Consider the following 21,794-nt stretch of genomic DNA (forward strand, 5'->3'; position numbering starts at 1 on the left):
TCCTGGGTGGGTGGTGGTAGCGGGGCGCCGGGGTCGCTGCGGCGAGATGCCGGGCAGTGCGTCGCGCTGGAGCGCGCGGAGAGGGCACCGCCCGGGCCTCACATGCTCGGGGCGAGCCCGATGACGCTCGCCGGCCGACGAGGTCCTCGTTCACGCAGCGGTTGCGCTGACGGGCCGGGCCGGGCCGGTGATGGAGCTGTCGACGACGTCGCCGGCAGAGAGGAAGCGGCCGCCGTGGTGGGCACCGTTTCCCGGCCGGGGACCCTCGAGGACTAGGTCCCCGGGCTGGAGCCGCACCCGCTCGCGGGAGTGGGCGACCAGCCGGGGGAAGTCGGGGACCATGTCGTCGGCGGCCAGTCCTGCATCACCTCGCCGTTGACCTGCAGGACGATCCGCACGGCGTCGCGGTCGGCGAAGGGCGTCGGCACGACGAATGGCCCGAACGGCTCGGCGCGGCATGCAATGGCTTCAGGCATCGGTCCGTCGCCGAACTGAGCGGCGAACAGCGACGTGAGTGCTGTTTCCGGCGACGAAGCCGAGCGGCAGCTTCATCCCCATCGGCGGCACCAGCGACCTGTTCCGCACCCTCGGGGAACTGGGCTGGTCCCGTAGCGTCGACCTGCACGGCCACGACTTCCTCGGCCGCGACGCGCTTCTCACCCAGGCGGCTGAAGGGGGTCCGCGGCGGCGGCTCGCCGGGCTGGGCCGGAACACCGAGGAGCCGCATCCCGTGCTCGGCGCAGGCTGCCGTCGGGGCTGCCCGGACGGTGTTGGTGTCGTAGCTGCCGCCCCCGGTCCGGTGCAGGATTCCCTCCGCGGGCGGGCTGAAGGTCGCCGGGCGGTCCGGGTCCCAGCAGGCGTCCCCGCGGGCCAGCTGCGCGGCGAAGCGACTGCGCTGCCGTTGTGACCCGTCGCGTCAGCGGCGACCTGCGCGGGAGGCACAGGGGCCCCATCGGATACCACCATCGTCGTCTTCTCCTGGGGCGGCTGCCGTCCGACTCTCGGCCGGGCGACAGGAGGTGGAGTGGGTCTGCGGCGACGAGCCGGGCTTTCGGTGCCTGCTCGTCCCGCCGACATCGTTGATAGTGACAACAGCCGCACCGATGCGGAATGGCCGAACTGGTATGCCACCAATCCACAGCACGGATGGCGAGCCACCGACGTCCTCCTCCTGGATCGCCGGCCGGACCCCGAACGAGCAGACCAGGCCCAAGCCTCGGTCCACGTGCGCCGTGCGGCGCTGACGATGTGAGTGGAGGTGAGAGACCGTGTGCCACGAGGCGCTGGTGCGCCGCGAGGCGCGGTGAACGGCGAGGTCGTGGGGCTCAGCCAACCCGCGACGAGTGCTGCGCCGACCCGGTTGCGGCGGCGGTTCGGTGACGACCTGCTCGTCCGCGTCGGCCGCGCCTACGAGCTCACGCCGTTCGCCGCCACTCTGCTGGTCCGGCTGGAGACTGCCACTGGGGCGCTCGAGCGGCTCTTCGGGGAGCAGTTCGACCCGAACACCACGACCTGGCAGTTCTCGGTCACCTCGTCTGACTACGCGGTGGCTGCTTTGCCCGCGGCGGTCAACGAGGTCCTGGCCAGTGAGCCCGGGGACGCCCCAGCATCGACCTGCGCCACTTGACGGAGATGGACGCGGTCGACGACGTCGAGGCCCTGATCAGGCGCAACGACGCGATCACCCTGCCGCGGGAGGCCGTCCGCGGCTATCCCAGCGGGCCCTTGGTCCAGGTCCGCTGAGTCTGCGTGGTGGCGGAGTCCGACGACATCGTGGACAACGAGTTGCCGACCGCCGACCTGGCCACCCTGCCCCCCCTCGTCACCACCTACAGTGGGCACGCCCCGCTCCCCTACGCGCGCCTGCCGTCGGGGCCTCCGCGGCGGCCCTCGCCGCCCAGGTAGTGACTCCAGCAGATCTCGGCGATGGGTCGGTTCCACACCGGGGTGCCGCGGAAGGCCCGCATCGACGGTGTCTCCAGCCGGTCGTCCGACATCGGAACGCCCAGGTACTGCACGCGGAGCGCCGGACCACCGCGGTCCCGGGCCATCAGGGCGAGCCCGCCGCCCGCGCTGTCACCACCGACGGCCAGCCGGGCCGGCCGGTCGCATTCCGTCCCGAGTGCGTCAGGACGGCCGGGTGGGCCAGAGTGCGGTGACGTCGTCAGCCGGAGGCTCGGCGATCATGTGGTCGGCGTCGGCCAGGGAGCCGCCGATGGCCCGGGAGTGGCCCGCGGCTTCCGGGGCGTACTGCGGCAAGCCCGGAGAGCCGGTGGCGGCGAAGGCGGCCCGGGCGGCGAGGAGAGGAGTGCCTCTGCCATGGCATGAGCCTGCCTTTCCAGGGTGTGACAGCGGGGTGCCGGTGAGCGTTCCTCCCATACGTGACACCCGGCGTCAGGATTTACGCTCACTCGTGTGAAAGCCGACTGACTGCTGTCCATCCGGCTGCTCCTGCAGACCGCGAACGGATCTCCCACGTCGAGCTCGCCGAGGACCTGGAGGTCTCGGTCGGCACCGTCTACCGCGACGTCGAAGCACTGCCCGCCGCCGGCGTACCGGTGTGGACGGAGCGCGGACGCAGCGGCGGCGTCCGGCTGCTGCCCGGCTACCGCACCGACATCACCGGGCTGACCCACGACGAGGCACGCGCCCTGTTCGTTCCCGCCACCGAGGGCACGCACGACGCGCTCGGCCTCGGCGAGGCGATCCGCTCCGCGCTGCGCAAGGTCATGGCCGCACTGCCCGCCCCGCACCGTGGCGACGCCGAGCGCACCAGCGAGCGCGTCCTCGTCGACCCCGCCCGCTGGATGCACGGCATCGAAACGGCCACCGACGCCCATCTCGCAGAGCTCCAGCACGCCTCCCTCACCGACCGCCGGCTCCAGTTGACCTATCGCAGCAGCGATGCCCGCGAGCCGCGCAGTTACACCGTGGACCCGTACGGGCTCAGCAAGGCAGGCGTCTGGTACCTGGTCGCCGACCGGGACAGTGAGCCCCGGCTGTTCCGCGCCGACCGCGTCCTTGCTGCCGCGTACGCCGCGAGCAACTGGAGATCTTCCAGCGCCTGTTCGCCTCCCAGCTGGTCGCCCCGCCCCGCCCCATGGATGACGGCTGGGCCCGTGCGGAACTCGCCTTCCGCGAACTTCCCGACGTCCGCGGCGTGCTCTCCATGGGCGCCGCCGTCGAGGTCCTCGATCCGCCCGAGGCCCGCGCCGAACTCGCCGCCGTGTCCACCGAACTCGCCGCACTCTACGGTGCGCGGGCCTGACGGCACTGACCGACCTGCACCGAACGGCAGGCCGCCATGGAGACCGCCACCGCATTCGTCGGGCCGCGCCGACTGGCTAGTGCCGCCCACCCGCGCGTCGTCCTGGCCGACTCACACTGAGGCCCCACTGGAGCTCCGGTGGGGCTTCGTCGTCTCACCTGCGCTCTCACATGCCTCTGCTCGGTGCGTCTCCTCCGTCCTCGCCACGCTTGCTGTCCTCGGCGAGCCGTAAGGGGCGACCCACGGTGGACGGCGATGTGAGTGGCGGGTGGCCTGACGAGGGCAGCCAGCGCGCCCGACCCCACGACTCGACTTGATACTCAGTATCAGTTCGATGTACAGTCTTCCCATAAGACTTCACTTCGAAGGGGAGAGCATTCCCATGAGCAAGATCTGGTTCGTCACCGGTTCCTCGCGCGGCTTCGGTCGTCAGTTCGTCCAGGCGGCCCTGGAGCGCGGTGACAAGGTCGCGGCCACCGCCCGCAACACCGACTCCCTGGCGGATCTGGTGGCCACCCACGGTGAGGCGGTCCTGCCGCTGAAGCTGGACGTCACCGACAAGGCCGCCGCGTTCGAGGCCGTCCAGCGGGCGCACGAGCACTTCGGCCGCCTGGACGTGATCGTCAACAACGCCGGACACGGCCTGTTCGGCGCGGTCGAGGAGCTGACGGAACAGCAGGTCCGCGGCCAGATGGAGACCAACTTCTACGGCGCCCTGTGGGTCACCCAGGCCGCCCTGCCCCTCCTACGGGCCCAGGGCAGCGGCCACATCGTGCAGATCTCCACGGTCGGCGGCGTCGTCTCCTTCCCCAACCTGGGCGGCTACAACGCCTCCAAGTGGGCCCTGGAAGGCCTGACCGAGGCCCTCGCCCAGGAGGTCGCCGGCTTCGGCATCAAGGTCACCCTCGTCGAGCCCGGCGGCTTCGAAACCGACTGGGCCGGCGCCTCCGCCACCTTCGCCACGCAACTGCCCGCCTACGACGACCTGCGCACCGCCGTCGCCGCCGCCTGGAGCGACGTCAAGTCCGGCGACCCCACCGCAACCGGCCCCGCCCTGCTGAAGATCGTCGACGCCGACAACCCGCCCCTGCGCGTCTTCTTCGGCACCGCCCCCCTCCACCTCGTCCCCCAGGCCTACGCCGAACGGCTGAAGACCTGGCAGGAATGGGCCGACATCTCCACCCAGGCCCAGGGCAACGCCGCATAACCCACACACCCACAACACCAGCCACGCCCGCCGACCGCCCCCACGCCCACGGGAGCGGTCGGCGGGCATACGCACTTCCACAACGAACACCCGTTGGCCGTCACCCAGCGACTTGGAGCGCGCCGGAGCAGTTCACGGTGACGCCGACCGCCGGGCCTTGCTCTGCTCTCGTCGATTCCCGCTCACCTTGAATCAGGTGAGCATTCATCCAACCGGTAGTCCGAAGAGGGGCGGTCGATGCGCCTCAGATCGCGCCGGTGGCGCGCGCCCGCCTCGACGTAGGTGCGTACGGCGTACTCCACCCATGAGGGATCGGCTGCCCCCTCGCGGAGCCGGACCGGGACCCCGAGGGCCATGGCCCTGGGCGGGACCTCGAGGTCCTCCGGAACCAGTGCGGCGGCGGCGACCACGGCGCCCTCGCGCACGATGGCCCGGTTGAGGACCACGGAACCGGAGCCGATGAGGCAGTGGCGCTCGACCGTGCAGCCCTCCAGGTGGGCGTTGTGGCCGACCACGCACTCGGGGCCGATCACGGTCGGCCACTGTTCGGTGGTGTGCAGGACGGTGCCGTCCTGGATGCTGGTGCGGGCGCCCACCTCGATGCGTCCGCCGAGGTCTCCGCGCAGGACGGCACCGGGCCAGACACTGGCTTCCGCGCCGATCGACACGCTCCCGATGACGACGGCGTCGGGGTGGACGAAGGCGCTGGGATGGATGTCCGGCTCGTCGGGCCCGAGGGCATAGACCGGCATGACCGCCACCTCGCTCGTCCTGGTCGGCCACTCGCCGACGCGACAGACATTCTACTGATAGTCCTTGCTGCGACAAGATAATGTATAAGGAAAGAGCGGCCCTCCGCGCTCCCCCGCCGAAGTGCCCGGATACGCTGATGAATCCGGTGTCGCGCGACGGCGTGATACATCAGGACGGCCTGGCAGCAAGGGAAGTGAAGGACCATGGTGGATGCTGCGTCGCGCGGGCCCCGCCCGGGCACCCGAGCCGGCCGGGTCCCCGCAACAGGTGCGCGGCCGGTGGTCAGCCGACGCCGGGAGATCGGTGATGTCAGCGCACGGTCGCTGCTGATGACCATGCTCGGCGAGTACGTGCTGCCTCAGGGCCGCCCGGTGTGGACCTCGGCGCTGGTGGACGCGCTGGCGAAGTTCGGTGTCGAGGAGAAGTCGGCCCGCCAGGCGCTGGCCCGCACCGCCGCCGAGGGATGGCTGGCCTCCGAGCGAGTCGGACGCCGGGTGCGCTGGGCGCTCACCCCGCCGGGACGGCGCCTGCTGACCGAGGGCGCGCAGCGCATCTACGACTTCGGCAGCGGCCAGCGCACCTGGGACGACACCTGGCTGGTGGTGCTGGTTTCGGTGCCGGAGACCAAGCGGGATCTGCGGCACCAGGTGCGCACCCGGCTCAGCTGGGCCGGCTTCGGCTCCCCGGAGCCCGGCGTCTGGATCACACCGCACGCCGACCGCGAGGCGGAGGCGCTCGGCGTGCTGAAGGAACTGGGGCTGGCCGACGACGCGATGTCCTTCACCGCCGCCTACGGAGCCGTGGGCAGCGAGGCGGCCATGGTGACCCGCGCCTGGGACCTCAGCGAGGTGGAGGAACGCTACGAGGCGTTCATCGACGGGTTCACCGGGGTGCGCCCGGTCGGCGGCGACGCCATGCTGCACGCCCAGACCATGCTGGTGCACGAATGGCGCCGCTTCCCCTTCCTCGACCCGCGGCTTCCCCCGAAGCTGCTGCCGGCCAACTGGAGCGGCGCCAAGGCGGCCGGCCTCTTCCACACCAGACACGCCGAATGGAGCCTGGCGGCGCTGGAGCGGTGGAATGAGCTGACCGAGAGTCACGGCCAGGACTGAGGCGGCGAGAGGCACCGGACGTGCGCGCCGACCACGGTCTCACCGTCGATCACGGAGCTCCTCCGCTCGGGTGCTCAGCCACGCGTGGCGTACGCGGCGACGAGTTCGGTGTCCGCGCCGACCGGGCCGTGGCCCGTGGCGCCTCCGGGCGTGCCGATCGGCTGGTCCCGGCCCGGCAGCGGTTCGGCGAAGAATCGCTTGTTGTCGGTGACGAAGTCCTTCAGCTCCGGCGGCACCCGGCGGTCCTGCGCGATCGCCTGCACCGGGCAGACGGGCTCGCAGTTGCCGCAGTCGATGCATTCCAGCGGGTTGATGTAGAGCTTGCGGTCGCCTTCGTAGATGCAGTCGACGGGGCACTCCTCCATGCAGGAGCGGTCCATGATGTCGATGCACGGCTCGGCGATGACGTAGGGCATGAGGGCTTCTTCCGTGCTAGGCGGCGGTCGCGGCCGCCGTGGGAACGTCGGTGGAGTGGCCGGGGAACACCGGCTGCTCGGGGTCGATGTGGTGCGCGGCGTTGTTGACGGCGGTCGCCGCCTCCCCGAAGCCGACCGCGATCAGCCGCACCTTGCCGGGGTAGTCGTTGATGTCGCCGGCCGCGTAGATCCCGGGGACGGACGTCCGCATGGCCGAGTCGACCGGGATGTGGCGCCGGTTCGCGATGTCGATGCCCCAGCCGAGGAGCGGTCCGAGGTTGGCGGTGAAGCCGAGTGCGGCGATGATCCGCCGGCAGGACAGGCGGTGGGTCCGCCCGTCGCGCTGCGTGATCTCGACAGCCTCGAGGCCCTGTCCGTCGCCCACGACAGCGGTCAGTTCCGCCTCGGTGATGATCTCCACGCCGAGGGCTTGCACGGCGGCCACCGTGGCGGGGTGCGCGCGGAAGGCGTCGCGTCGGTGTACCAGGGTGACGGACGCGGCCAGCGGGTGCAGGGTGAGGGCCCAGTCGAAGGCGCTGTCCCCGCCGCCGACGATCACCACCTCCTGGCCCGCGTACTCCTCCGGCCGGCGCACGAAGTACGCCAGCCCGGCCCCCTCGTACGCGGCGGCGGTCAGCGGGCGAGGGGTGAAGGTGCCGATGCCGCCGGTGAGGAGCACGGCCCGGGCCCGCACCCGCACGCCCTGGTGCGTGCTCACGGCGAAGCCGCGCTCGGCGGTCCGTTCCAGCGTCTCGGCCCGGTGACCGAGCAGGTAGTACGGGTCGTAGGGTGCTGCCTGCTCCAGGAGCCGGTCGACGAGCTCCCGTCCCCGTACTGCGGGGAACCCGGCGATGTCGAAGATCTGCTTCTCCGGGTACATGGCGTTGATCTGGCCGCCCGGCTCGGGCAGCGAGTCCAGCACGGTCACGGACAGGCCGCGGAAACCGGCGTAATAGGCCGCGAAGAGACCGGTGGGGCCGGCGCCGACGATGAGCAGATCCGTGCTGTGATCCGCGGCAGGCGGGGACATGCGCGTCCTCCTTGTCGCATGGTGGAATCAGCCCTCCGGCGGAGGGTTGTCAGCCCCTCCGGCGTCCGAGGAGAGGGGTCCGGGGCGTAGGGGCGAAGACGCCGTCGGCTCAGCCCCGGGATACCGGTGACGCGGGCGCCTCTGCCCACGACCCGTCACGCGCCATGGCACGCAGCACGTTGCGGCGGATCTTCCCCGTGGGCGTACGCGGCAGCTCCGGCAGCCCGATCACCCCGCGCGGTCGCTTGAACGCGGCCAGGCCCTCCCGGCACCAGGCGACGAGCGCGCCCGCATCGACCTCTCGGCCGGGCTTCGGCACCACACACGCGACCGGCTTGTCCAGACCGTCCGCGTCCGGTACGCCCACTACAGCGACCTCGGCCACGTCCGGGTGAGCGAGGAGGCGTTCCTCCACCTCGGCCGGGGAGACCCAGATGCCGCCCGCCTTGAGCAGGTCGTTGGTGCGGCCCATGCAGGTGTAGGTGCCGTCGGCGTTGCGGAGGTAGGTGTCGCCGGTGCGCACCCAGTCGCCGAGGAAGACCTGGCGGGTGGTCCCGGCCCGGCACCAGTAGCCGGTGGCGGCGGACTCGCCGCGGACGTGGAGCTCTCCGGGTGTGCCGTCGCCCTCCACCACTCGGCCCTCTACGTCGCGCAGCTCCACCTGGTAGCCGGGGACGGGTTCGCCGGAGGAGCCCGGGTGGATCCGGCCCGGCCGGTTGGAGATGAAGATGTGCAGCATCTCGGTGGAGCCGATGCCGTCGAGCACCTCGACGCCGAACCGTTGCAGCATCCCGTGGTACATCCGCGCGGGCAGTGCCTCACCGGCCGAGACGCCCAGCCGTACGGTGGCGAAGGCGTCGTCCGGGATGTCGGCGCTCGCGAGCAGGGGCCCGAAGAAGCTGGGCGTGCCGAACAGGACCGTGGCCCGGTCGCCGGCCGCCCGCTTGGCGAACAGCGCGGCGGACGGTCTGGAGGGTTCCAGCAGTGCCGTGCCGCCCGCCGCCAGCGGGAAGAACATGGAGTTACCGATGCCGTACGCGAAGAAGAGCTTCGCGACCGACAGGCAGCGGTCCCCGGGCCCGATGCCCAGCACCTGCCGCCCGTAGTTCTCGGCGACCACCTTGATGTCGATGTGCCGGTGCATGGCCGCCTTGGGCGTGCCCGTGGTGCCGGAGGTGTACAGCCACAGGGCGGGCGAGTCCGGCCAGGTCGGATACGGCTCGCTGTCCCCTGCCGCGTCCAGCATCTGCCGCCAGGTGCGCCCCCGGACGTGGTCCGGCAGTCTTGCGCAGTCGTCGCCGGTCAGGACGGCGTGCTCCGCCTCCGGCGCCGCCTGGAGCGCCACCCGGACGACGGGGGCGAACTCGGCGGAGCCCAGCACGATCCGGCAGCGCGAGTCCGACATCAGCTTGCCCAGCTCGGGGCCGGTGAGCATGGTCGAGGCGGGGACGGCCACGGCGCCGATGTGCAAGGCGGCGAGGATGCCCGTGAAGAGTTCCACGTCGTCCACCATGCACAGCAGGACACGCTCTTCCGGCCGTACGCCCAGGGCCCGCAGTCCGGCCGCGACCCGGCGGACCTCCGCCGCCAGCTCCTCGTAGGTCAGCGCCCGCGTGGGAGTGACCAGGGCCGTGCGGGCGCCGTTGCCCTCCCGCAGGTGCCGGTCGACCAGGTAGTCCGCCGTGTTGAACACCTCAGGCATCCCGGCTCACCTCACACCAGTCGGACGTACTCGTAGTCGAACGGCTGGCCGTTGATGCCGTTGAGCGGCGGCGCGACCCAGTGGGCGATTTTCCCGCGCTCGTACACCGGCTGCATCAGCGACCGGACGAACGCCAGGTCCTCGGCGGTGGGCAGCCAGTGGCGGCGGCCGGCCTCCCAGATCTGCTCGTCGACGATCGCGCCGTCGGGGGTGACGTGGTGGCCGGCGGCGAGGCCGACGTTCCGGTTGAAAGCAGGGTGCGGCAGCTTCAGCCGGAAGTCGATGCCGTGACCCTCCAGGATCCGGTTCCAGCGCTTGAGGCCGTTCTCGCAGTCGGCGATGTACTCGTCGCGCAGGTCCAGGTTGAGGGCGAGCAGCGCGGGGACCTCCTCCTGGGACCAACTGCCGTCGGCCTCCGGCCTGTCCAGAAACGCACTGTCGTCGGTGAGCCGGTGGTCGTCCTTGCGGCGCTCCTCCTGCCAGCGACCCTTGAGCCCGGCGGTGTAGTAGTTCGCCGCGTTGGTGGAGGTCTCGCCGCCGAAGAGGTCCAGGGACACCGTGTAGTGGAAGTTGATGTACTTCTGGATGATGTCCAGCGGGATGCCGCCGCAGGCCGCGATGTCCAGGGTGTCGTGCTCGCGGATCAGCTGGACGCTGCGGGTCACGACGCGGTCGACGCCCGTGGTGCCGACCATCATGTGGTGCGCCTCCTCCTTCAGCATGAAGGTGCAGGTCCGCGACAGCGGGTCGAAGGCGCTCTCCTTCAGCGAGCCGAGCTGGTACTTGCCGTCCCGGTCGGTGAAGTACGTGAACATGTAGAAAGCCAGCCAGTCGGCGGTCTCCTCGTTGAACGCGCCCAGGATGCGCGGCGAGTCGGGGCTGCCGGAATTGCGGAAGAGCAGCGCCTCGGCCTCCTCGCGGCCCTCCCGCCCGAAGTAGGCGTGCAGCAGGTACACCATCGCCCAGAGGTGCCGGCCCTCCTCCACGTTGACCTGGAAGAGGTTGCGCAGGTCGTACAGGCTCGGAGCGGTCAGTCCCAGCAGCCGCTGCTGCTCGACCGAGGCGGGCTCGGTGTCGCCCTGAACGACGATGAGTCGCTGCAGGTCGGCGCGGTACTCTCCGGGCACCTGCTGCCAGACCGGCTGTCCCTTGTGCTCGCCGAAGGCGATACGGCGGTCGGGGTCGCGCTCGGAAAGGAAGATGCCCCACCGGTAGTCGGGCACATTGACGTGGTCGAAGTGGGCCCACCCGTCGCGTCCGACCGACACGGCGGTGCGCAGGTAGACGCCGTGGTTCTCCAGGGTCGGGCCCATCTCGCCCCACCAGTTGAGGAACTTGGGCTGCCAGCCCTCCAGCGCCCGCTGGAGACGCCGGTCGTCGGCGAGGGCGACGTTGTTGGGGATCCGGGAGTCGTAGTCGATCCTCGTGGGCATCGGGTCACACTCGCTTCCGGTCGTAGACCGCCTTCTGACCGGTGCCGTAGCGGCGCAGCGCGCCCTCCGGGCCGGAGGCGTTGGGGCGTATGAAGATCCAGTTCTGCCAGGCGGTGAGCCGGCCGAAGATCTTGGTCTCAAGGGTCTCCGGGCCCACGAACCGGTGGTTGGCCTCCATCCCGGTCAGCGCGTCGGGACTCAGCGCCGCCCGGCCCTCCAGGACGATGCGGACCTCGTCCTCCCAGTCGATGTCGTCGGGCGCGTCGGTGACGAGGCCGAGTTCGCGGGCCTGGGCGGGGTTCAGGGGGTGCCCGGTTTCTCGGCGCAACCAGTCGAGGTGGTCGTCCTCCTGGTAGAAGCGGGACTGGAGACGGGTCAGGCCGTTGCCCATGGGGAAGGTGCCGAAGTTCGCCTCGGAGAGCGTAAGTTGGGCGCGGGCATCACTGTCCGGGTCGTCGACGGGCGGGCCGTCCAGCATGTACTGGAGGTCGCAGGCGAGGGCCAGCTCCAGGAGCAGCCCGGCGAAGCAGCTCCCCGGCTCGATCAGCGCGATGAGGCTGCGGCTGGTGACGTCGAGCCGCTTCAGAGTGCGCTTGTAGTAGTGCACGATCTCGCCCGCCAGCCAGTCGCCCTCGGCGGCGGCTGCGAGTACGGCCCGCTCATGGGCCAGTACGCGCTCGGGGTCGCCCTCCGTGCACAGCACCCACGTGCCCAGCTCGATCTCGTTCGCCCGCAGCCGCAGGATCAGGTCGTCGAGCTCCCGGGTGAGGGCGAGCAGCCAGCCGTCGGCGCCCTGGGCGTGGATCGCGGTGGCGTCGGCGGGGGCGTCCCCGTCGGGCCCCCGCACGGTGATGCGGACCAGGCCGAGCGGGCGGTCGTACTCGGCGCGGACGTACCGGTAGGCGATGCCGCCCTCGGTGACGTCGCGCCCCAGCGGGGTCAGCTCGACGCCCTGGGCGTCGGCCGGGCGGGAGCTGTGTTCGGCTGCTTCCCGGGCGCGTTGCTCGACAATCGTACGGAAGTCCCGGCGCGGGACGACCTCGTCGACCAGCCGCCAGTCCACCGCCGTCTTGCCGCGGACGCCGTCGGGGCGGGTGGCGAAGAGGTCGGCCAGGTCCTTGCGCACGCGCCGCTTGTCGGTGACCCGGGTGAGCCCGCCGGTGCCGGGCAGCACGCCCAGCAGCGGGACCTCGGGCAGCGCCACCGCCGAGGAGTTGTCGTCGATCAGCAGGATCCGGTCGCAGGCCAGCGCGAGCTCGTAACCGCCCCCCGCGCACGAGCCGTTGACGGCGGCGATGAAGGTGAGCCCGGAGTTCTCCGAGGCGTCCTCCATGCTGTTGCGGGTCTCGTTGGTGAACTTGCAGAAGTTCACCTTCCAGTGGTGCGAGGAGGCCGCCAGCATCCGGATGTTCGCCCCGGCGCAGAAGACCTTCTCCTTGGCGCTGGTCAGCACCACCGACCGCACCTCGGGGTGCTCGAACCGCAGCCGCTGGAGCGCGTCGTACAGCTCGATGTCCACGCCCAGGTCGTAGGAGTTGAGCTTCAGCTCGTACCCGGGGACCAGGCCGCCCCGCTCGTCGACGTCCATCTCCAGCCATGCGACCGGCCCGTCGATGCTCAGCTTCCAGTGCCGGTACGCGTCCGGACTGCGGTCGAAGGACACCACCACCATGACGAGCGCCTCCTCGCGCCAGTACGGGTATCGATGAGAGAATCTTCTACAGAAGAAATCAAGCGCGTCAAGATTCTGTAGAACATTGGCCGCGTACTGCCACTGCGAGCCGTACGTCGCGGCGCGACGCGGCGCGGCGGAATGTGGTGGCGTCGTCGTACTGCCGTGCTCCGTCGCGAGGGACGGCCGGCCGGCGGCACAGCGGCCGCGTGAGTCTCCTATCGGCCCGGCAGGGTTTTCGGGGCCTCGCCCTTCTCGGCCCACTTCACGAGTGCCGCGAGGGGATCGGCCGGAGCGGTGCCGGGGCCGCCTGCGCGGCGGGGGCCATGAACAGCCGCGCGAACCGGTCGTGGTACTCCGGAGTCGTCAGGATCGCGCAGCTCGCGGATGACTGGGTGTTCATGGTCCGCAACGAGCCCGACACAGTCTTTCGGAGCACCGAGCACACTCGGCCGTACCCCCGTGGCCCTCGACGGCGGAGGTCGGCGACGAACCCGTGTATCGCACACCACCGTCGGCGGCAACGCGCTCGCCGTCCGGATGCGTCGGATACCGGAATTGGCTGGGCGGCGATTCGCTAGGCGACGCGTTCCGCCGCACGCCCCAGCGCATCACGGAACCATCGGTGGCCGGGATCGTCGCTCATGGTCGGGTGCCATCGCAGCGACAGGTTGAGAGGTCCGATGTCCACCGGGCTCGGCAGGATCCGCACGGGCGCCACGGGTGCCAGGCGTCGCGCGAGTCTCTCCTGAAGGAAGGCGACGCGGTTGCTGCCGGCGAGCAGGAACGGGACCGAGAGGAAGCTGTCGGTCACCACCTCCACGTGCGGCTCTATGCCATTCGACCGCAAGTGGCGCAGCGCCGGGAAGCTGGCCGGGTCGGAGTGGGTGAACTGGCTCACCCACGGCAGGACAGCGAGTTCGGCCAGGGTCGGCTCGCTGCTGATCACGGTGTTGCTGTCGGCCACGACGCACACCCAGCGGTCGCGCAGCAGGAGCCGGCCGGGATAGCCCTGCACCAGCTCGTGCGGCAGGACCACCCCGTCGGTGTGCCGGATCAGGGCGTCGGCGTCAAGGTGGGAGCTGGTGGTGAGGGGGCGAAGGTCGAGTCCGGCGCCGGGGGCCTCCTCGGCCAGAATCCGGTTGAGTTCCTCGAACAGGATGGCGACGGTGTAGTCGGAGAGCGCGAGGGAGAACTGCCGGTTGGTCGTCGCGGGGTCGAAGTCGTCGCCGAACACGCGCTCCAGCGCTTCGGTGGCCGACTCGATCCGTGACAGCAGGCTGGCGGCCAGCGGCGTGAGCTCGTAGTCCCGGCCCACCCGGATCAGCAGCTGGTCGCCGAACCGGCGACGAAGGCGGGCCAGCACCGCGCTGGTGGCGGGCTGGCTCAGGCCGAGGGACTCGCCGGCCCGGGTGACGTTGCGCTCGACCAGCAGGGCACGCAGCACGGGCAGGGTCGCCACGTCCTGGTTGCGCAGTATCCGGCCTGACGGCTCTGGGGCGCGTCCACCTGCCGTCGGGCTCGGAGTCGAGTTGTACGTCACCGCGGTGTCCTCCCCCGGCTTCTGTTTCAGGCGCGGTCCGGCGAGCCCACCAGCACAGCAGTGCGGCTCCGAGGCCTTCGCCGAACGACCCGCACCGGCCGGTCGATGCCTGAGCATCCATTCCGTCGATGGGTCGCATACAAGGCTGAGCATATCCCAGGCATCTTGGCCCGGTTCACAATCAGATCATCCTCCGGCCGGCCCGCCCTCCGGGCTCCTTGTCGTCCGCCGGAACGGTCGGACAGCCCCATGGCGAAAGGTGATCCATGACTTTCCGCCGTCCAGGTGTCGTGCGTCCCGCACGACCCAGTGTCACCGAAACGGAAACGTGACCCATGACTGAGACCACCCCTGTCACGCGCGCTCCGGAACACCCGGTCGACCCGGCGACCGGACTGCGCGCGGGAACCTTCGCGCTCGGTACCTTCGCCGGCGAGACGCGTGCCTTCCCGGCCCTCGTGACCGCCGAAGGCATGGTCACCGACCTGTCCGACCGGTTCCACGACCTGCACGAGGTCTTCGCCGACTGGACGACGAACCTCCAGTTCCTCGAGGAGGTGTGGACCGACTCCTCCCGACCGACGCGGCCGTTGGCGGAGCTGCGTGCGCTGCCGCCGCTCAGCCATCCCAACCTCCTGGGCGCCGGCGCCAACTACAAGACGCATTCGGCGCAGATGCTGACGAAGAACGCCTTCAACCAGCACAACCGCCGAGCGGGCGAGACCGACGAGGAGTTCTTCCAGCGCAATCTCGCGTTCATGGAGCGCCGGTCGCGAGAGGGGATTCCCTTCGCCTGGGTCGGGATGCACTCCTCGCTCGTGGGGGCGACCGACGACGTCGTGCTGCCGGCCCTGGGCGACGAGCCCGACTGGGAGCTCGAACTCGGGGTCGTCGTCGGCGGCACCGGTCGGTTCCTCACCCCGGACGAGGCGACAGGGCTGATCGCCGGCTACACGATCGTCAACGACCTCGGCACAGTCGACCAGTTCCGCCGCACCGACATCCCTTGGGGCTTCGACTGGATGGGCAAGCACCAGCCTGCGTTCAAGCCGGCGGGGCCGTTCGTCGTGCCCGCACAGTTCTTCACGCTCGACGACACCATCCGGACCACATTGAAGGTCAACGGCCAGGTCATGCAGGACTGGCCGACCGGCGACATGATCTTCGACCCGGCGCAGTTCGTGGCGTACGCCTCCGAGCATGTCCGGCTGACGCCCGGGGACATCATCTTCATGGGCTCTCCGCCCGGGAACGGCAAGCACCACGGTCGCTTCCTGCGCGACGGAGACGTCATCGACAGTGAGATCACCTACCTCGGACGGCAGCGCAACCGCTGCGTCGCCGAGGTCCTGCAGGGCCGCAAGCCCCACTTCGGCCGCTTCCCGACCGACTGAGCTCGGCCGACCGACTGAGCTCGGTTGGCCAACCCGGTCGGCCCCACCCAAGCGATTTCTGATCCGCCGGAGAGCGAGGTGCACCATGTCGTCCACCGCCGAGACACATGTCGAACCGGACTGGTACCCGGAGGAGGACCGAGGGGGCCGTTCCCTCGGTGGTGGGCTCCGCCCACCCGAGCGGTACGCCGAGTACACCCGTCTGCGCCGCGAGTGCCCGGTCGCCTTCAGCGACACCCCCGAAACGCACGCGACCCTGACCCGGTACGCGGACGTCAGCGCCGCCGCCCTGGACACAGCACGCTTCCGCAGCGACCCCTCGACCACCCCGTTCATCGGGATGCCGCTCGGCGACCAGATCCCCATCACCTTGAACTCGCCGAGCACGGCCTGTTCCGGCGCATGCTCAACCGCTACTTCAGGCCGGACCGCATGGCCGCGCTCGAGCCGCTCATCCGGCGCTACGCCGTCGAGCACATCGAGACGCTCCTCGCCGCCGGGGAGGCCGACGTGAATCCCACGCTCTGCAGGCCTGTCTCGGCCCAGGCCTTGGCGGCGCTGCTCAACCTTCCCGAAGAGACCGCGCGGGAGCTGCTCGACCTCACACCGACGGCAGTGGAGGAGATGATCCGCCTCGACCTGCCCCTCCACGAACTCGGCCGGATGGCCGCCACCGACGTCGAACTGCACGGCCGCACCATCCCGCGGGGCTGCCCCGTCGGGCTCAACTTCGCCGCCGCCAACCGCGACCCCGAGGCCTTCGACAACCCCGACGAGTTCGTCCTCGACCGGAGCCAGAACCGCAACCTCGGCTTCGGCCACGGCGTCCACAAGTGCGTCGGTGTGGACGACGTCCACCGAGCTCACCGGTGAGCCCCAGAACGACGTGGGCCTGCTGGGCGGGGGCTTCGAGAGGGTGCCGGTCCGTCTCCGGAGCGCGGCCGACCACGACAACTGACCCCTCGCCCAACCCGCCTTTCCTGTGCGGCCCGTGGGCGGCCGCGGCTCGCGAGCGACCGCTTGATCCGGTCGCCGATCCACGAGCGCGGCTTTCCCCAACGCTCATCCACTCCGTCAACCCACGGGAAGAGAAACAGACATGGCGATCGTTCCCCTGCCACCTGTCCAGCGCCTCAGACCTCTGGCACCACTCGTCGTACGCGTGGCCGCCGGGGTCACCCTGATCGCGCACGGCTTCCACTACTCTCCCGCAGAGTTCGGCCAACTCGCTCGCCAGGCTTTCGGCTTGCCGTTCCCCGGCCTCATCGGCTGGGCGGCGATCCTGCTGCAAGTGGTCGGAGGCGGCATGTTCGTCCTCGGCCTGCTGTCGCGGATCGTCGCGATCCCGGCGATCGTGCACATGGCGCTCGCCCTCTCGTGGGAGGTGCAGTTCGGGCTCGCGCCGGAGAACACGGCGGAGAGCATCGGCGCGCAGGTTCCACTCCTCATCATGGCGGGCTTCATCCTCGTGCTGCTCGCCGGCCCCGGGCCCGTGTCCCCGGACAGGTTGATCGGCTGGGACAACGGCTGGGATCAGCGCTCCCAGCCGGCTCGGACGGATGAGGTGGTGGCGCCGTGAGCATGCCCACCGTCGATGTGCACGCCCATGCGGGCGTACCGGCCGTCGACGCGCTGATCGAGGGGCAGCCGGGCCTGGCACGGCAGCGGGAGATCGACGCGGCCACCCTCGGCGGGGCGTCCCTGGCGGTGAACCTGAAGCAGATCGCCGAGCTCGGGCCGAAGCTGGTCGACCTCGACCTGCGGCTGGCCGCGATGGACGCCGCGCGTGTGCAGGTGCAGGCGGTCAGCGCAGTACCGCTGCCCCATGCGTGGGCCGACCGGGAGCTGGCCACCCGCATCGTCGCGGTGGGCAACGAGGGCATCGCCGCGTTGTGCGCGAAGGAACCGACTCGGCTGCTTCCGATCGGAGCCGTAGCGCTGCAGCACCCCGACCTGGCGGTCGGGCAGCTGGTGACAGCGGTCCGCGACCTCGGTATGCGGGGGGTGCAGATCTCGACCTCCGCCGGCCCGGGCCGGGAACTCGACGACCCGTCGCTGGCCGACTTCTGGGCCGCCGCCGAGGAACTGGGCGCCGCCGTGCTCATCCACCCCTGGGGCTGCACCCTCGGCGAGCGGCTGAATGCCTACTACCTGTTCAACAGCGTGGGCAACCCGACCGAAACCGCTCTCGCGCTGTCCCGGATCGTGTTCTCCGGACTGCTCGAGCGGCACCCGCGGCTGAAGATCTGGTCCGCGCACGGCGGTGGCTACCTGGCCAGTTACATGGTCCGCGCCGACCACGCCTGGGCGGCCCGCTCCGACGCGCACACCACCGTCGAGCCGCCGTCCGCGCTGCTGCGCCGCACCTTCGTCGACTCGCTGGTCTACACCACTGAGCAGCTGCGGCACCTGGTCGGCTCGATGGGCGCGAGTCAGGTGATCCTCGGCAGCGACTACCCCTTCGACATGGGCGTGGTCGACCCGCTCGACCGCCTGGAGGCGGCCGGCTTCGACCAGGCCACGACCGACGCCATCCGCGGTGGCAACGCCGCCCGCCTCCTGGGTCCGATCCCGGCGGTGGGAACCGCGCACCCATGACGAAGCCCCGATGACCTTGCTGCCGATCCTTGATCGGAACTCCACGGAGGAAGACCTGTGACCACGTTCGACCGCTCCGATCCCGAAGGGGCCATCGCGGCCGCGGCCAAGCGCGTCTCCAACTGGGGCCGCTGGGGCGCCGATGACGTCCTCGGCACGCTGAACTTCCTCGACGAGGCCAAACGGGCACAGGGCGCGCGGCTGGCCCGCCGCGGCGTGAGCTTCTCGCTGGCCCAGCGCTTCGACGCGGAAGGTCCGCAGAAGGGGTGGCGGCGGCGCACCAACCCGGTGCACACCATGCTCTCTTCCGGCCTGGACGCAGAATTCGGCCCGGCGGAGTTCCCGCACGGGCTCGGCGGCGCGGACGACGTGGTGTTCATGCCGCTGCAGGCCTCCACCCAGTGGGACGGCCTCGGCCACATCTTCGACCACGGCACGGCCTACAACGGACGCCGCGCCTCACAGGTGGTGACCAGCGAGGGAGACAGGCTCACCGGCATCGAGACCGTGGCCGACAGGATCGCCGGCCGGGGCGTGCTGCTCGACGTCGGCAGGGCGATCGGAGCCGAGGGCGAACTGCCGGACGGCTTCGCCATCACCGCCGAAGACCTCGAGGCGACCATCGCCGCGCAAGGTGAGACCGCCCGGGTCGGCCGCGGCGACCTGCTGCTGGTCCGCACCGGCCAGCTCACCCGGGCCCGGCGTGGCATCGCCGCGGGCGACGGCTGGGGCGACTACGCGGGCGGTCCCGCCCCCGGTCTGTCGTTCGCCACGGCCGACTGGCTGCACTCCTCCGAGATCGCCGGAATCGCCACCGACACCTGGGGCTTCGAGGTTCGCCCCAACGAGTTCGATGCCGCCTTCCAGCCGCTGCATCAGGTTGCCATCCCGCACATCGGCCTGTTCATCGGGGAGTTGTGGGACCTCGACACCCTGGCCGCCGACTGCGCCGCAGACGGCGTCTACGAGTTCCTTCTCGTGGCCGCCCCCCTGCCCGTGACCGGCGCCGTCGGCGCACCGGTCAACCCCCTCGCCGTCAAATGACGGGTAAGGAGCCCACCGTGCCCGTGGTGCACGACGTCATCGTCGACCGACGTCCGTCGAACACGCTCACTCCGCCGCCCCTCCACCTCGCCGGTCCGGGTCGATGAAGTTCGCGACCTGGGAGTCCCAGGGCAGAACGTTTTCGGGTGTCGTCTCCGAGGCAGGGCTGCACGCCCTCCCGGAGGGGACGACGGTGCTCGACCTCGTACGTGCGGGGCTGCCGACCGCGCTGGAGACCGGCGGCACGGCGCTGGAGACGCGGGCCGTGCCGGTGGACGGCGTCCGGCTGCTGCCGCCGCTCGCCCCGCCCACCGTGCGGGACTTCGTGGCGTTCGAGGAGCACGTGGAGGGGGTGGTACGGAGCATGACCGACGGCGCAGTGATGCCGGAGTGGTACGAGGCACCCACCTTCTACTTCACCAACCCCTACGCGCTCGTCGGTGCCCATGACGATGTCGCCGTCCCGCCCGGCTCACAGCTGCTCGACTTCGAGCTCGAGGTCGCCGCAGTCGTCGGCAGGGGCGGCGCGTCGCTGAGTCCGGAGCAGGCCCGTGATGCCGTCTTCGGCTACACGGTGCTCAACGACTGGTCTGCGCGCGACCTGCAGCGCCGGGAGATGAAGGTCGGCCTGGGCCCGGCCAAGGGCAAGGACTTCGCCGGCACCCTGGGCCCGTGGCTGGTCACCGCCGACGAACTGGAGCCGTACCGGGACGACGAGGGCTTCCTGTCCCTCGAGATGCGGGTCTCCGTGAACGGCACCGAGATCGGGCATGACCTGCTGTCCAACATGGGCTGGCCGTTCGAGGAGCTGGTCTCCTACGCATCCCGCGGCAGCGAGGTCCGCGCCGGGGACGTCCTCGGCTCGGGCACCTGCGGGAACGGCGGTTGCCTGGCCGAGCTGTGGGGCCTCCGTGGCCGCCCGGATCCGCCGCCGCTGCGGCCCGGCGACGTCGTGGAGATGACCGTCGAGGGCATCGGTACCATCCGCAACCGGGTCGTCCCCAGCCTCCAGCTGCCGCCGGTCCGCGCCGCCCGGCCACGGCCACGGGCAAGGAAGCGGCTGTCGTGAGCGGGCGGTGACGTGAGCGTGGTGCTTCGCCGGGGGGCGAAGTCCGGTGAGCGCGAAGGCGCGCGTCGATGAGCGCACCGCCGGGCGCCGTCCGTCAGGGGCGGCGCCCGGTCCGGTGGTCGTGCGTCGTCATGCTCGCCGGCTCCCGTGGTCGCCGGTCCGCATGTGCCGGGCACGGGGCTTAGCAGGGGGCTTAGTAGGGGCTGGAGAGAGCCTCCATCGCCCGCCCCCGCACCTGGTTCTGGGCGGCGATCGGCTCTCCCCGCTGCTGCATGCGGTCCAGTTCGACGCTGGTCTGCACGACCAGGCGAGCCCGCTCGAAGCGCCGTGTCATGAAGCGCTTGAACACGTCCTCGAACGGGCCCCCTGCCGCGCATTCCTGACCGAGGACCACGCCGTCCTCGATCGCCATCCCCCCTCCGGCACCGAGGTGGGCGGTGGTGGCGTGCGCGGCGTCGCCGATCAGCAGGACCCGGCCCCGGTACCAGGGCTCGGACACGAGCAGCCAGTCGTAGTCGTTGACGATGATCTTCGTGTCGTCCGTGAGCCGCTCCTCCAGCGCGCGCATCAGCGGCGCGGTGAAAGAGCGGAGGTTCTCCCGGACGATCTGCCGGGCCTGTGCCGCATCGATGCGCGGGCGCTCCGGGAACTCGCGGCCGGTTGCGAGGTAGAGGCCGCCGTCCCGCTGCCGCCGGGTCACGCAGAGGTACTCCGACTCGTAGTGCCCGATCGGGCCGACGTCCGGCACCCCGTCGGCGACCCATCGGAACATCGTGAGGCCGGAGTAGGTCGGGGTCACCTGGTCCCCCAGGATGAGCGAACGCGTCTTCGACCGGATGCCGTCCGCGCCGATGACCAGGTCGTACGACCGCTCCGAGCCGTCGGTGAGGGTGGCAGTGACGGAGTCTTCCGTCTGCCGCAGCCCGGCGAGCCCCACGCCGTTCCGGACGCTCGCGCCGGCCTGCTCCGCGGCTCGCCGGAGGATGTTCGCCAGGGTCGGCCGGTAGATGAGGATGCCGTGCGGCAGAGCGGACGTCGGTGCTGGAGGCATGGGCGGAGTGGACACCGGTTTCCCCGCCGCATCGAAGTAGGCGAAGATGTCCTGCGGGGACACCGCCAGCCCCTCGTCCAGGCACTGATCCAGGACTCCAGTCTCGGCGAGACCGTCGACGGCCCGGTTGAGCAGTGAGATGGCGGCCCCGGCCGGACCGTCTGCCAGGTCGACGACGTCGCAGGAGATTCCGGTACGGGACAGGGCGGTCGCGGCGGTCAGGCCGGCGATGCCCCCGCCGACGATGAGCGCGTTCTGGATGCTGGTCATGGCAGGACTCCCGAGTGCGTCAGGGCAGGTTGAGGAGATCGGTGCAGGGCGATGAGAGACGTCCGGGCCGAATGCCAACGAGCGTCGGTGAGCACCGGGAGGCCCGGCGGCTCCGCTGCGGATGCCCTGAACTCCCGTGGTGCAGAACCATCTTGTGGGTGGCCTGGGCCACGTCCAATACGCGGTTTCATATCGCAGCCATGGACCAGATCAATACCCGAGCGCACGCCAC

23 protein-coding genes and 1 pseudogene are annotated in these 21,794 nt (G+C 70.8%); 11 read left to right on the forward strand and 13 right to left on the reverse strand.

Annotated features, from left to right (window positions below):
- Positions 1 to 150 precede the first annotated feature (150 nt).
- Positions 151 to 342 carry a fumarylacetoacetate hydrolase family protein gene (locus PBV52_RS51570; RefSeq protein ID WP_373921814.1) on the reverse strand — a complete coding sequence of 64 codons (192 nt, stop codon included), beginning with the start codon at positions 340 to 342 and terminating at the stop codon, positions 151 to 153.
- Positions 273 to 476: a hypothetical protein gene (locus PBV52_RS02640; protein WP_274236627.1), complete on the reverse strand. Its 204-nt coding sequence runs from the start codon at positions 474 to 476 to the stop codon at positions 273 to 275. Before PBV52_RS02640 ends, PBV52_RS51570 begins: the two co-directional genes overlap by 70 nt.
- A gap of 38 nt (positions 477 to 514) precedes the next feature.
- On the opposite strand from PBV52_RS02640, the gene PBV52_RS02645 reads away from it, so the two are divergent.
- Both PBV52_RS02645 and PBV52_RS02650 read left to right on the forward strand, forming a co-directional pair.
- The gene (locus tag PBV52_RS02645; protein WP_274236628.1) at positions 515 to 907 is read left to right on the forward strand and encodes a hypothetical protein; all 393 of its coding nucleotides are present in this window, start codon (positions 515 to 517) and stop codon (positions 905 to 907) included.
- A gap of 363 nt (positions 908 to 1,270) precedes the next feature.
- Complete coding sequence (locus PBV52_RS02650) at positions 1,271 to 1,627, forward strand: LysR family transcriptional regulator (protein WP_274236629.1); 357 nt, start codon at positions 1,271 to 1,273, stop codon at positions 1,625 to 1,627.
- A gap of 226 nt (positions 1,628 to 1,853) precedes the next feature.
- Here the strand turns inward: PBV52_RS02650 and PBV52_RS02655 are convergent, their stop codons facing one another.
- Positions 1,854 to 2,168: an alpha/beta hydrolase fold domain-containing protein gene (locus PBV52_RS02655; RefSeq protein ID WP_306801487.1), complete on the reverse strand. Its 315-nt coding sequence runs from the start codon at positions 2,166 to 2,168 to the stop codon at positions 1,854 to 1,856.
- A complete protein-coding gene (locus PBV52_RS02660) occupies positions 2,128 to 2,259 on the reverse strand; it encodes a hypothetical protein (protein WP_274236630.1) in 132 nt (43 codons plus the stop codon). The genes PBV52_RS02655 and PBV52_RS02660 overlap by 41 nt, the downstream gene beginning before the upstream one ends.
- 171 nt (positions 2,260 to 2,430) lie before the next feature.
- On the opposite strand from PBV52_RS02660, the pseudogene PBV52_RS02665 reads away from it, so the two are divergent.
- Both PBV52_RS02665 and PBV52_RS02670 read left to right on the forward strand, forming a co-directional pair.
- Positions 2,431 to 3,268, forward strand: a pseudogene (locus tag PBV52_RS02665) (helix-turn-helix transcriptional regulator).
- Positions 3,269 to 3,650: 382 nt separating this feature from the next.
- A complete protein-coding gene (locus tag PBV52_RS02670; protein WP_274236631.1) occupies positions 3,651 to 4,475 on the forward strand; it encodes an SDR family oxidoreductase in 825 nt (274 codons plus the stop codon).
- Between the two features lie 182 nt (positions 4,476 to 4,657).
- Here the strand turns inward: PBV52_RS02670 and PBV52_RS02675 are convergent, their stop codons facing one another.
- Positions 4,658 to 5,227: a gamma carbonic anhydrase family protein gene (locus tag PBV52_RS02675; RefSeq protein WP_274236632.1), complete on the reverse strand. Its 570-nt coding sequence runs from the start codon at positions 5,225 to 5,227 to the stop codon at positions 4,658 to 4,660.
- A 279-nt stretch (positions 5,228 to 5,506) separates the two neighbouring features.
- On the opposite strand from PBV52_RS02675, the gene PBV52_RS02680 reads away from it, so the two are divergent.
- Positions 5,507 to 6,340, forward strand: coding sequence for a PaaX family transcriptional regulator C-terminal domain-containing protein (locus PBV52_RS02680; protein ID WP_274236633.1), 834 nt, complete (start codon positions 5,507 to 5,509; stop codon positions 6,338 to 6,340).
- A gap of 74 nt (positions 6,341 to 6,414) precedes the next feature.
- Here PBV52_RS02680 and fdxA read toward each other — a convergent pair whose 3' ends face one another.
- The 7 genes from fdxA to PBV52_RS02715 all read right to left on the reverse strand — a co-directional run bounded on the left by fdxA (position 6,415) and on the right by PBV52_RS02715 (position 14,136).
- Positions 6,415 to 6,756, reverse strand: a complete 342-nt coding sequence (gene fdxA, locus PBV52_RS02685; RefSeq protein WP_274236634.1) for a ferredoxin — start codon at positions 6,754 to 6,756, stop codon at positions 6,415 to 6,417.
- 16 nt (positions 6,757 to 6,772) lie between these two features.
- On the reverse strand, positions 6,773 to 7,786 hold the full coding sequence (locus tag PBV52_RS02690) for an NAD(P)/FAD-dependent oxidoreductase (protein ID WP_274236635.1): 1,014 nt from the start codon (positions 7,784 to 7,786) through the stop codon (positions 6,773 to 6,775).
- A 109-nt stretch (positions 7,787 to 7,895) separates the two neighbouring features.
- Complete coding sequence (locus PBV52_RS02695) at positions 7,896 to 9,488, reverse strand: benzoate-CoA ligase family protein (RefSeq protein WP_274236636.1); 1,593 nt, start codon at positions 9,486 to 9,488, stop codon at positions 7,896 to 7,898.
- Between the two features lie 11 nt (positions 9,489 to 9,499).
- Positions 9,500 to 10,921, reverse strand: coding sequence for a benzoyl-CoA 2,3-epoxidase subunit BoxB (boxB, locus tag PBV52_RS02700; protein WP_274236637.1), 1,422 nt, complete (start codon positions 10,919 to 10,921; stop codon positions 9,500 to 9,502).
- Positions 10,922 to 10,925: 4 nt separating this feature from the next.
- Positions 10,926 to 12,593 (reverse strand): 2,3-epoxybenzoyl-CoA dihydrolase, encoded by a 1,668-nt coding sequence (boxC, locus tag PBV52_RS02705; protein WP_274236638.1) that lies wholly within the window; start codon positions 12,591 to 12,593, stop codon positions 10,926 to 10,928.
- A gap of 265 nt (positions 12,594 to 12,858) precedes the next feature.
- Positions 12,859 to 12,996 (reverse strand): hypothetical protein, encoded by a 138-nt coding sequence (locus PBV52_RS02710; RefSeq protein ID WP_274236639.1) that lies wholly within the window; start codon positions 12,994 to 12,996, stop codon positions 12,859 to 12,861.
- Between the two features lie 174 nt (positions 12,997 to 13,170).
- On the reverse strand, positions 13,171 to 14,136 hold the full coding sequence (locus PBV52_RS02715) for a LysR family transcriptional regulator (RefSeq protein ID WP_274236640.1): 966 nt from the start codon (positions 14,134 to 14,136) through the stop codon (positions 13,171 to 13,173).
- A gap of 335 nt (positions 14,137 to 14,471) precedes the next feature.
- Here PBV52_RS02715 and PBV52_RS02720 point away from each other — a divergent pair, with 335 nt between their 5' ends.
- The 6 genes from PBV52_RS02720 (at position 14,472) to PBV52_RS02745 (ending at position 20,241) form a co-directional block, all read left to right on the forward strand.
- A complete protein-coding gene (locus tag PBV52_RS02720) occupies positions 14,472 to 15,530 on the forward strand; it encodes a fumarylacetoacetate hydrolase family protein (RefSeq protein ID WP_274236641.1) in 1,059 nt (352 codons plus the stop codon).
- Positions 15,531 to 15,962: 432 nt separating this feature from the next.
- The gene (locus PBV52_RS02725; RefSeq protein ID WP_274236642.1) at positions 15,963 to 16,403 is read left to right on the forward strand and encodes a cytochrome P450; all 441 of its coding nucleotides are present in this window, start codon (positions 15,963 to 15,965) and stop codon (positions 16,401 to 16,403) included.
- A gap of 226 nt (positions 16,404 to 16,629) precedes the next feature.
- Positions 16,630 to 17,109 (forward strand): DoxX family protein, encoded by a 480-nt coding sequence (locus PBV52_RS02730; RefSeq protein WP_274236643.1) that lies wholly within the window; start codon positions 16,630 to 16,632, stop codon positions 17,107 to 17,109.
- Positions 17,110 to 17,111: 2 nt separating this feature from the next.
- On the forward strand, positions 17,112 to 18,128 hold the full coding sequence (locus PBV52_RS02735; RefSeq protein ID WP_274249242.1) for an amidohydrolase family protein: 1,017 nt from the start codon (positions 17,112 to 17,114) through the stop codon (positions 18,126 to 18,128).
- Positions 18,129 to 18,185: 57 nt separating this feature from the next.
- The gene (locus PBV52_RS02740) at positions 18,186 to 19,172 is read left to right on the forward strand and encodes a cyclase family protein (protein ID WP_274236644.1); all 987 of its coding nucleotides are present in this window, start codon (positions 18,186 to 18,188) and stop codon (positions 19,170 to 19,172) included.
- 103 nt (positions 19,173 to 19,275) lie between these two features.
- Entirely contained in the window at positions 19,276 to 20,241 is a 966-nt protein-coding gene (locus tag PBV52_RS02745; RefSeq protein WP_274236645.1) for a fumarylacetoacetate hydrolase family protein, read from the forward strand.
- 193 nt (positions 20,242 to 20,434) lie between these two features.
- On the opposite strand, the gene PBV52_RS02750 is transcribed toward PBV52_RS02745, so the two are convergent.
- Positions 20,435 to 21,562, reverse strand: a complete 1,128-nt coding sequence (locus tag PBV52_RS02750; protein ID WP_274236646.1) for an FAD-dependent monooxygenase — start codon at positions 21,560 to 21,562, stop codon at positions 20,435 to 20,437.
- Between the last annotated feature and the right edge of the window lie 232 nt (positions 21,563 to 21,794).

The organism is Streptomyces sp. T12 (assembly GCF_028736035.1).
In the GTDB taxonomy this organism is placed as follows: domain Bacteria; phylum Actinomycetota; class Actinomycetes; order Streptomycetales; family Streptomycetaceae; genus Streptomyces.

Coding starts and splice junctions, on each gene's coding strand:
- boxB (WP_274236637.1), bottom strand. CDS start 10,921: ATGCCCACGAGGATCGACTACGACTCCCGGATCCCCAACAACGTCGCC.
- PBV52_RS02725 (WP_274236642.1), top strand. CDS start 15,963: ATGGCCGCGCTCGAGCCGCTCATCCGGCGCTACGCCGTCGAGCACATC.
- PBV52_RS02720 (WP_274236641.1), top strand. CDS start 14,472: ATGACTGAGACCACCCCTGTCACGCGCGCTCCGGAACACCCGGTCGAC.
- PBV52_RS02750 (WP_274236646.1), bottom strand. CDS start 21,562: ATGACCAGCATCCAGAACGCGCTCATCGTCGGCGGGGGCATCGCCGGC.
- PBV52_RS02745 (WP_274236645.1), top strand. CDS start 19,276: ATGAAGTTCGCGACCTGGGAGTCCCAGGGCAGAACGTTTTCGGGTGTC.
- PBV52_RS02640 (WP_274236627.1), bottom strand. CDS start 476: ATGCCTGAAGCCATTGCATGCCGCGCCGAGCCGTTCGGGCCATTCGTC.
- PBV52_RS02695 (WP_274236636.1), bottom strand. CDS start 9,488: ATGCCTGAGGTGTTCAACACGGCGGACTACCTGGTCGACCGGCACCTG.
- PBV52_RS02690 (WP_274236635.1), bottom strand. CDS start 7,786: ATGTCCCCGCCTGCCGCGGATCACAGCACGGATCTGCTCATCGTCGGC.
- PBV52_RS51570 (WP_373921814.1), bottom strand. CDS start 342: ATGGTCCCCGACTTCCCCCGGCTGGTCGCCCACTCCCGCGAGCGGGTG.
- PBV52_RS02670 (WP_274236631.1), top strand. CDS start 3,651: ATGAGCAAGATCTGGTTCGTCACCGGTTCCTCGCGCGGCTTCGGTCGT.
- PBV52_RS02675 (WP_274236632.1), bottom strand. CDS start 5,227: ATGCCGGTCTATGCCCTCGGGCCCGACGAGCCGGACATCCATCCCAGC.
- PBV52_RS02730 (WP_274236643.1), top strand. CDS start 16,630: ATGGCGATCGTTCCCCTGCCACCTGTCCAGCGCCTCAGACCTCTGGCA.
- PBV52_RS02735 (WP_274249242.1), top strand. CDS start 17,112: ATGCCCACCGTCGATGTGCACGCCCATGCGGGCGTACCGGCCGTCGAC.
- PBV52_RS02710 (WP_274236639.1), bottom strand. CDS start 12,996: ATGAACACCCAGTCATCCGCGAGCTGCGCGATCCTGACGACTCCGGAG.
- fdxA (WP_274236634.1), bottom strand. CDS start 6,756: ATGCCCTACGTCATCGCCGAGCCGTGCATCGACATCATGGACCGCTCC.
- boxC (WP_274236638.1), bottom strand. CDS start 12,593: ATGGTGGTGGTGTCCTTCGACCGCAGTCCGGACGCGTACCGGCACTGG.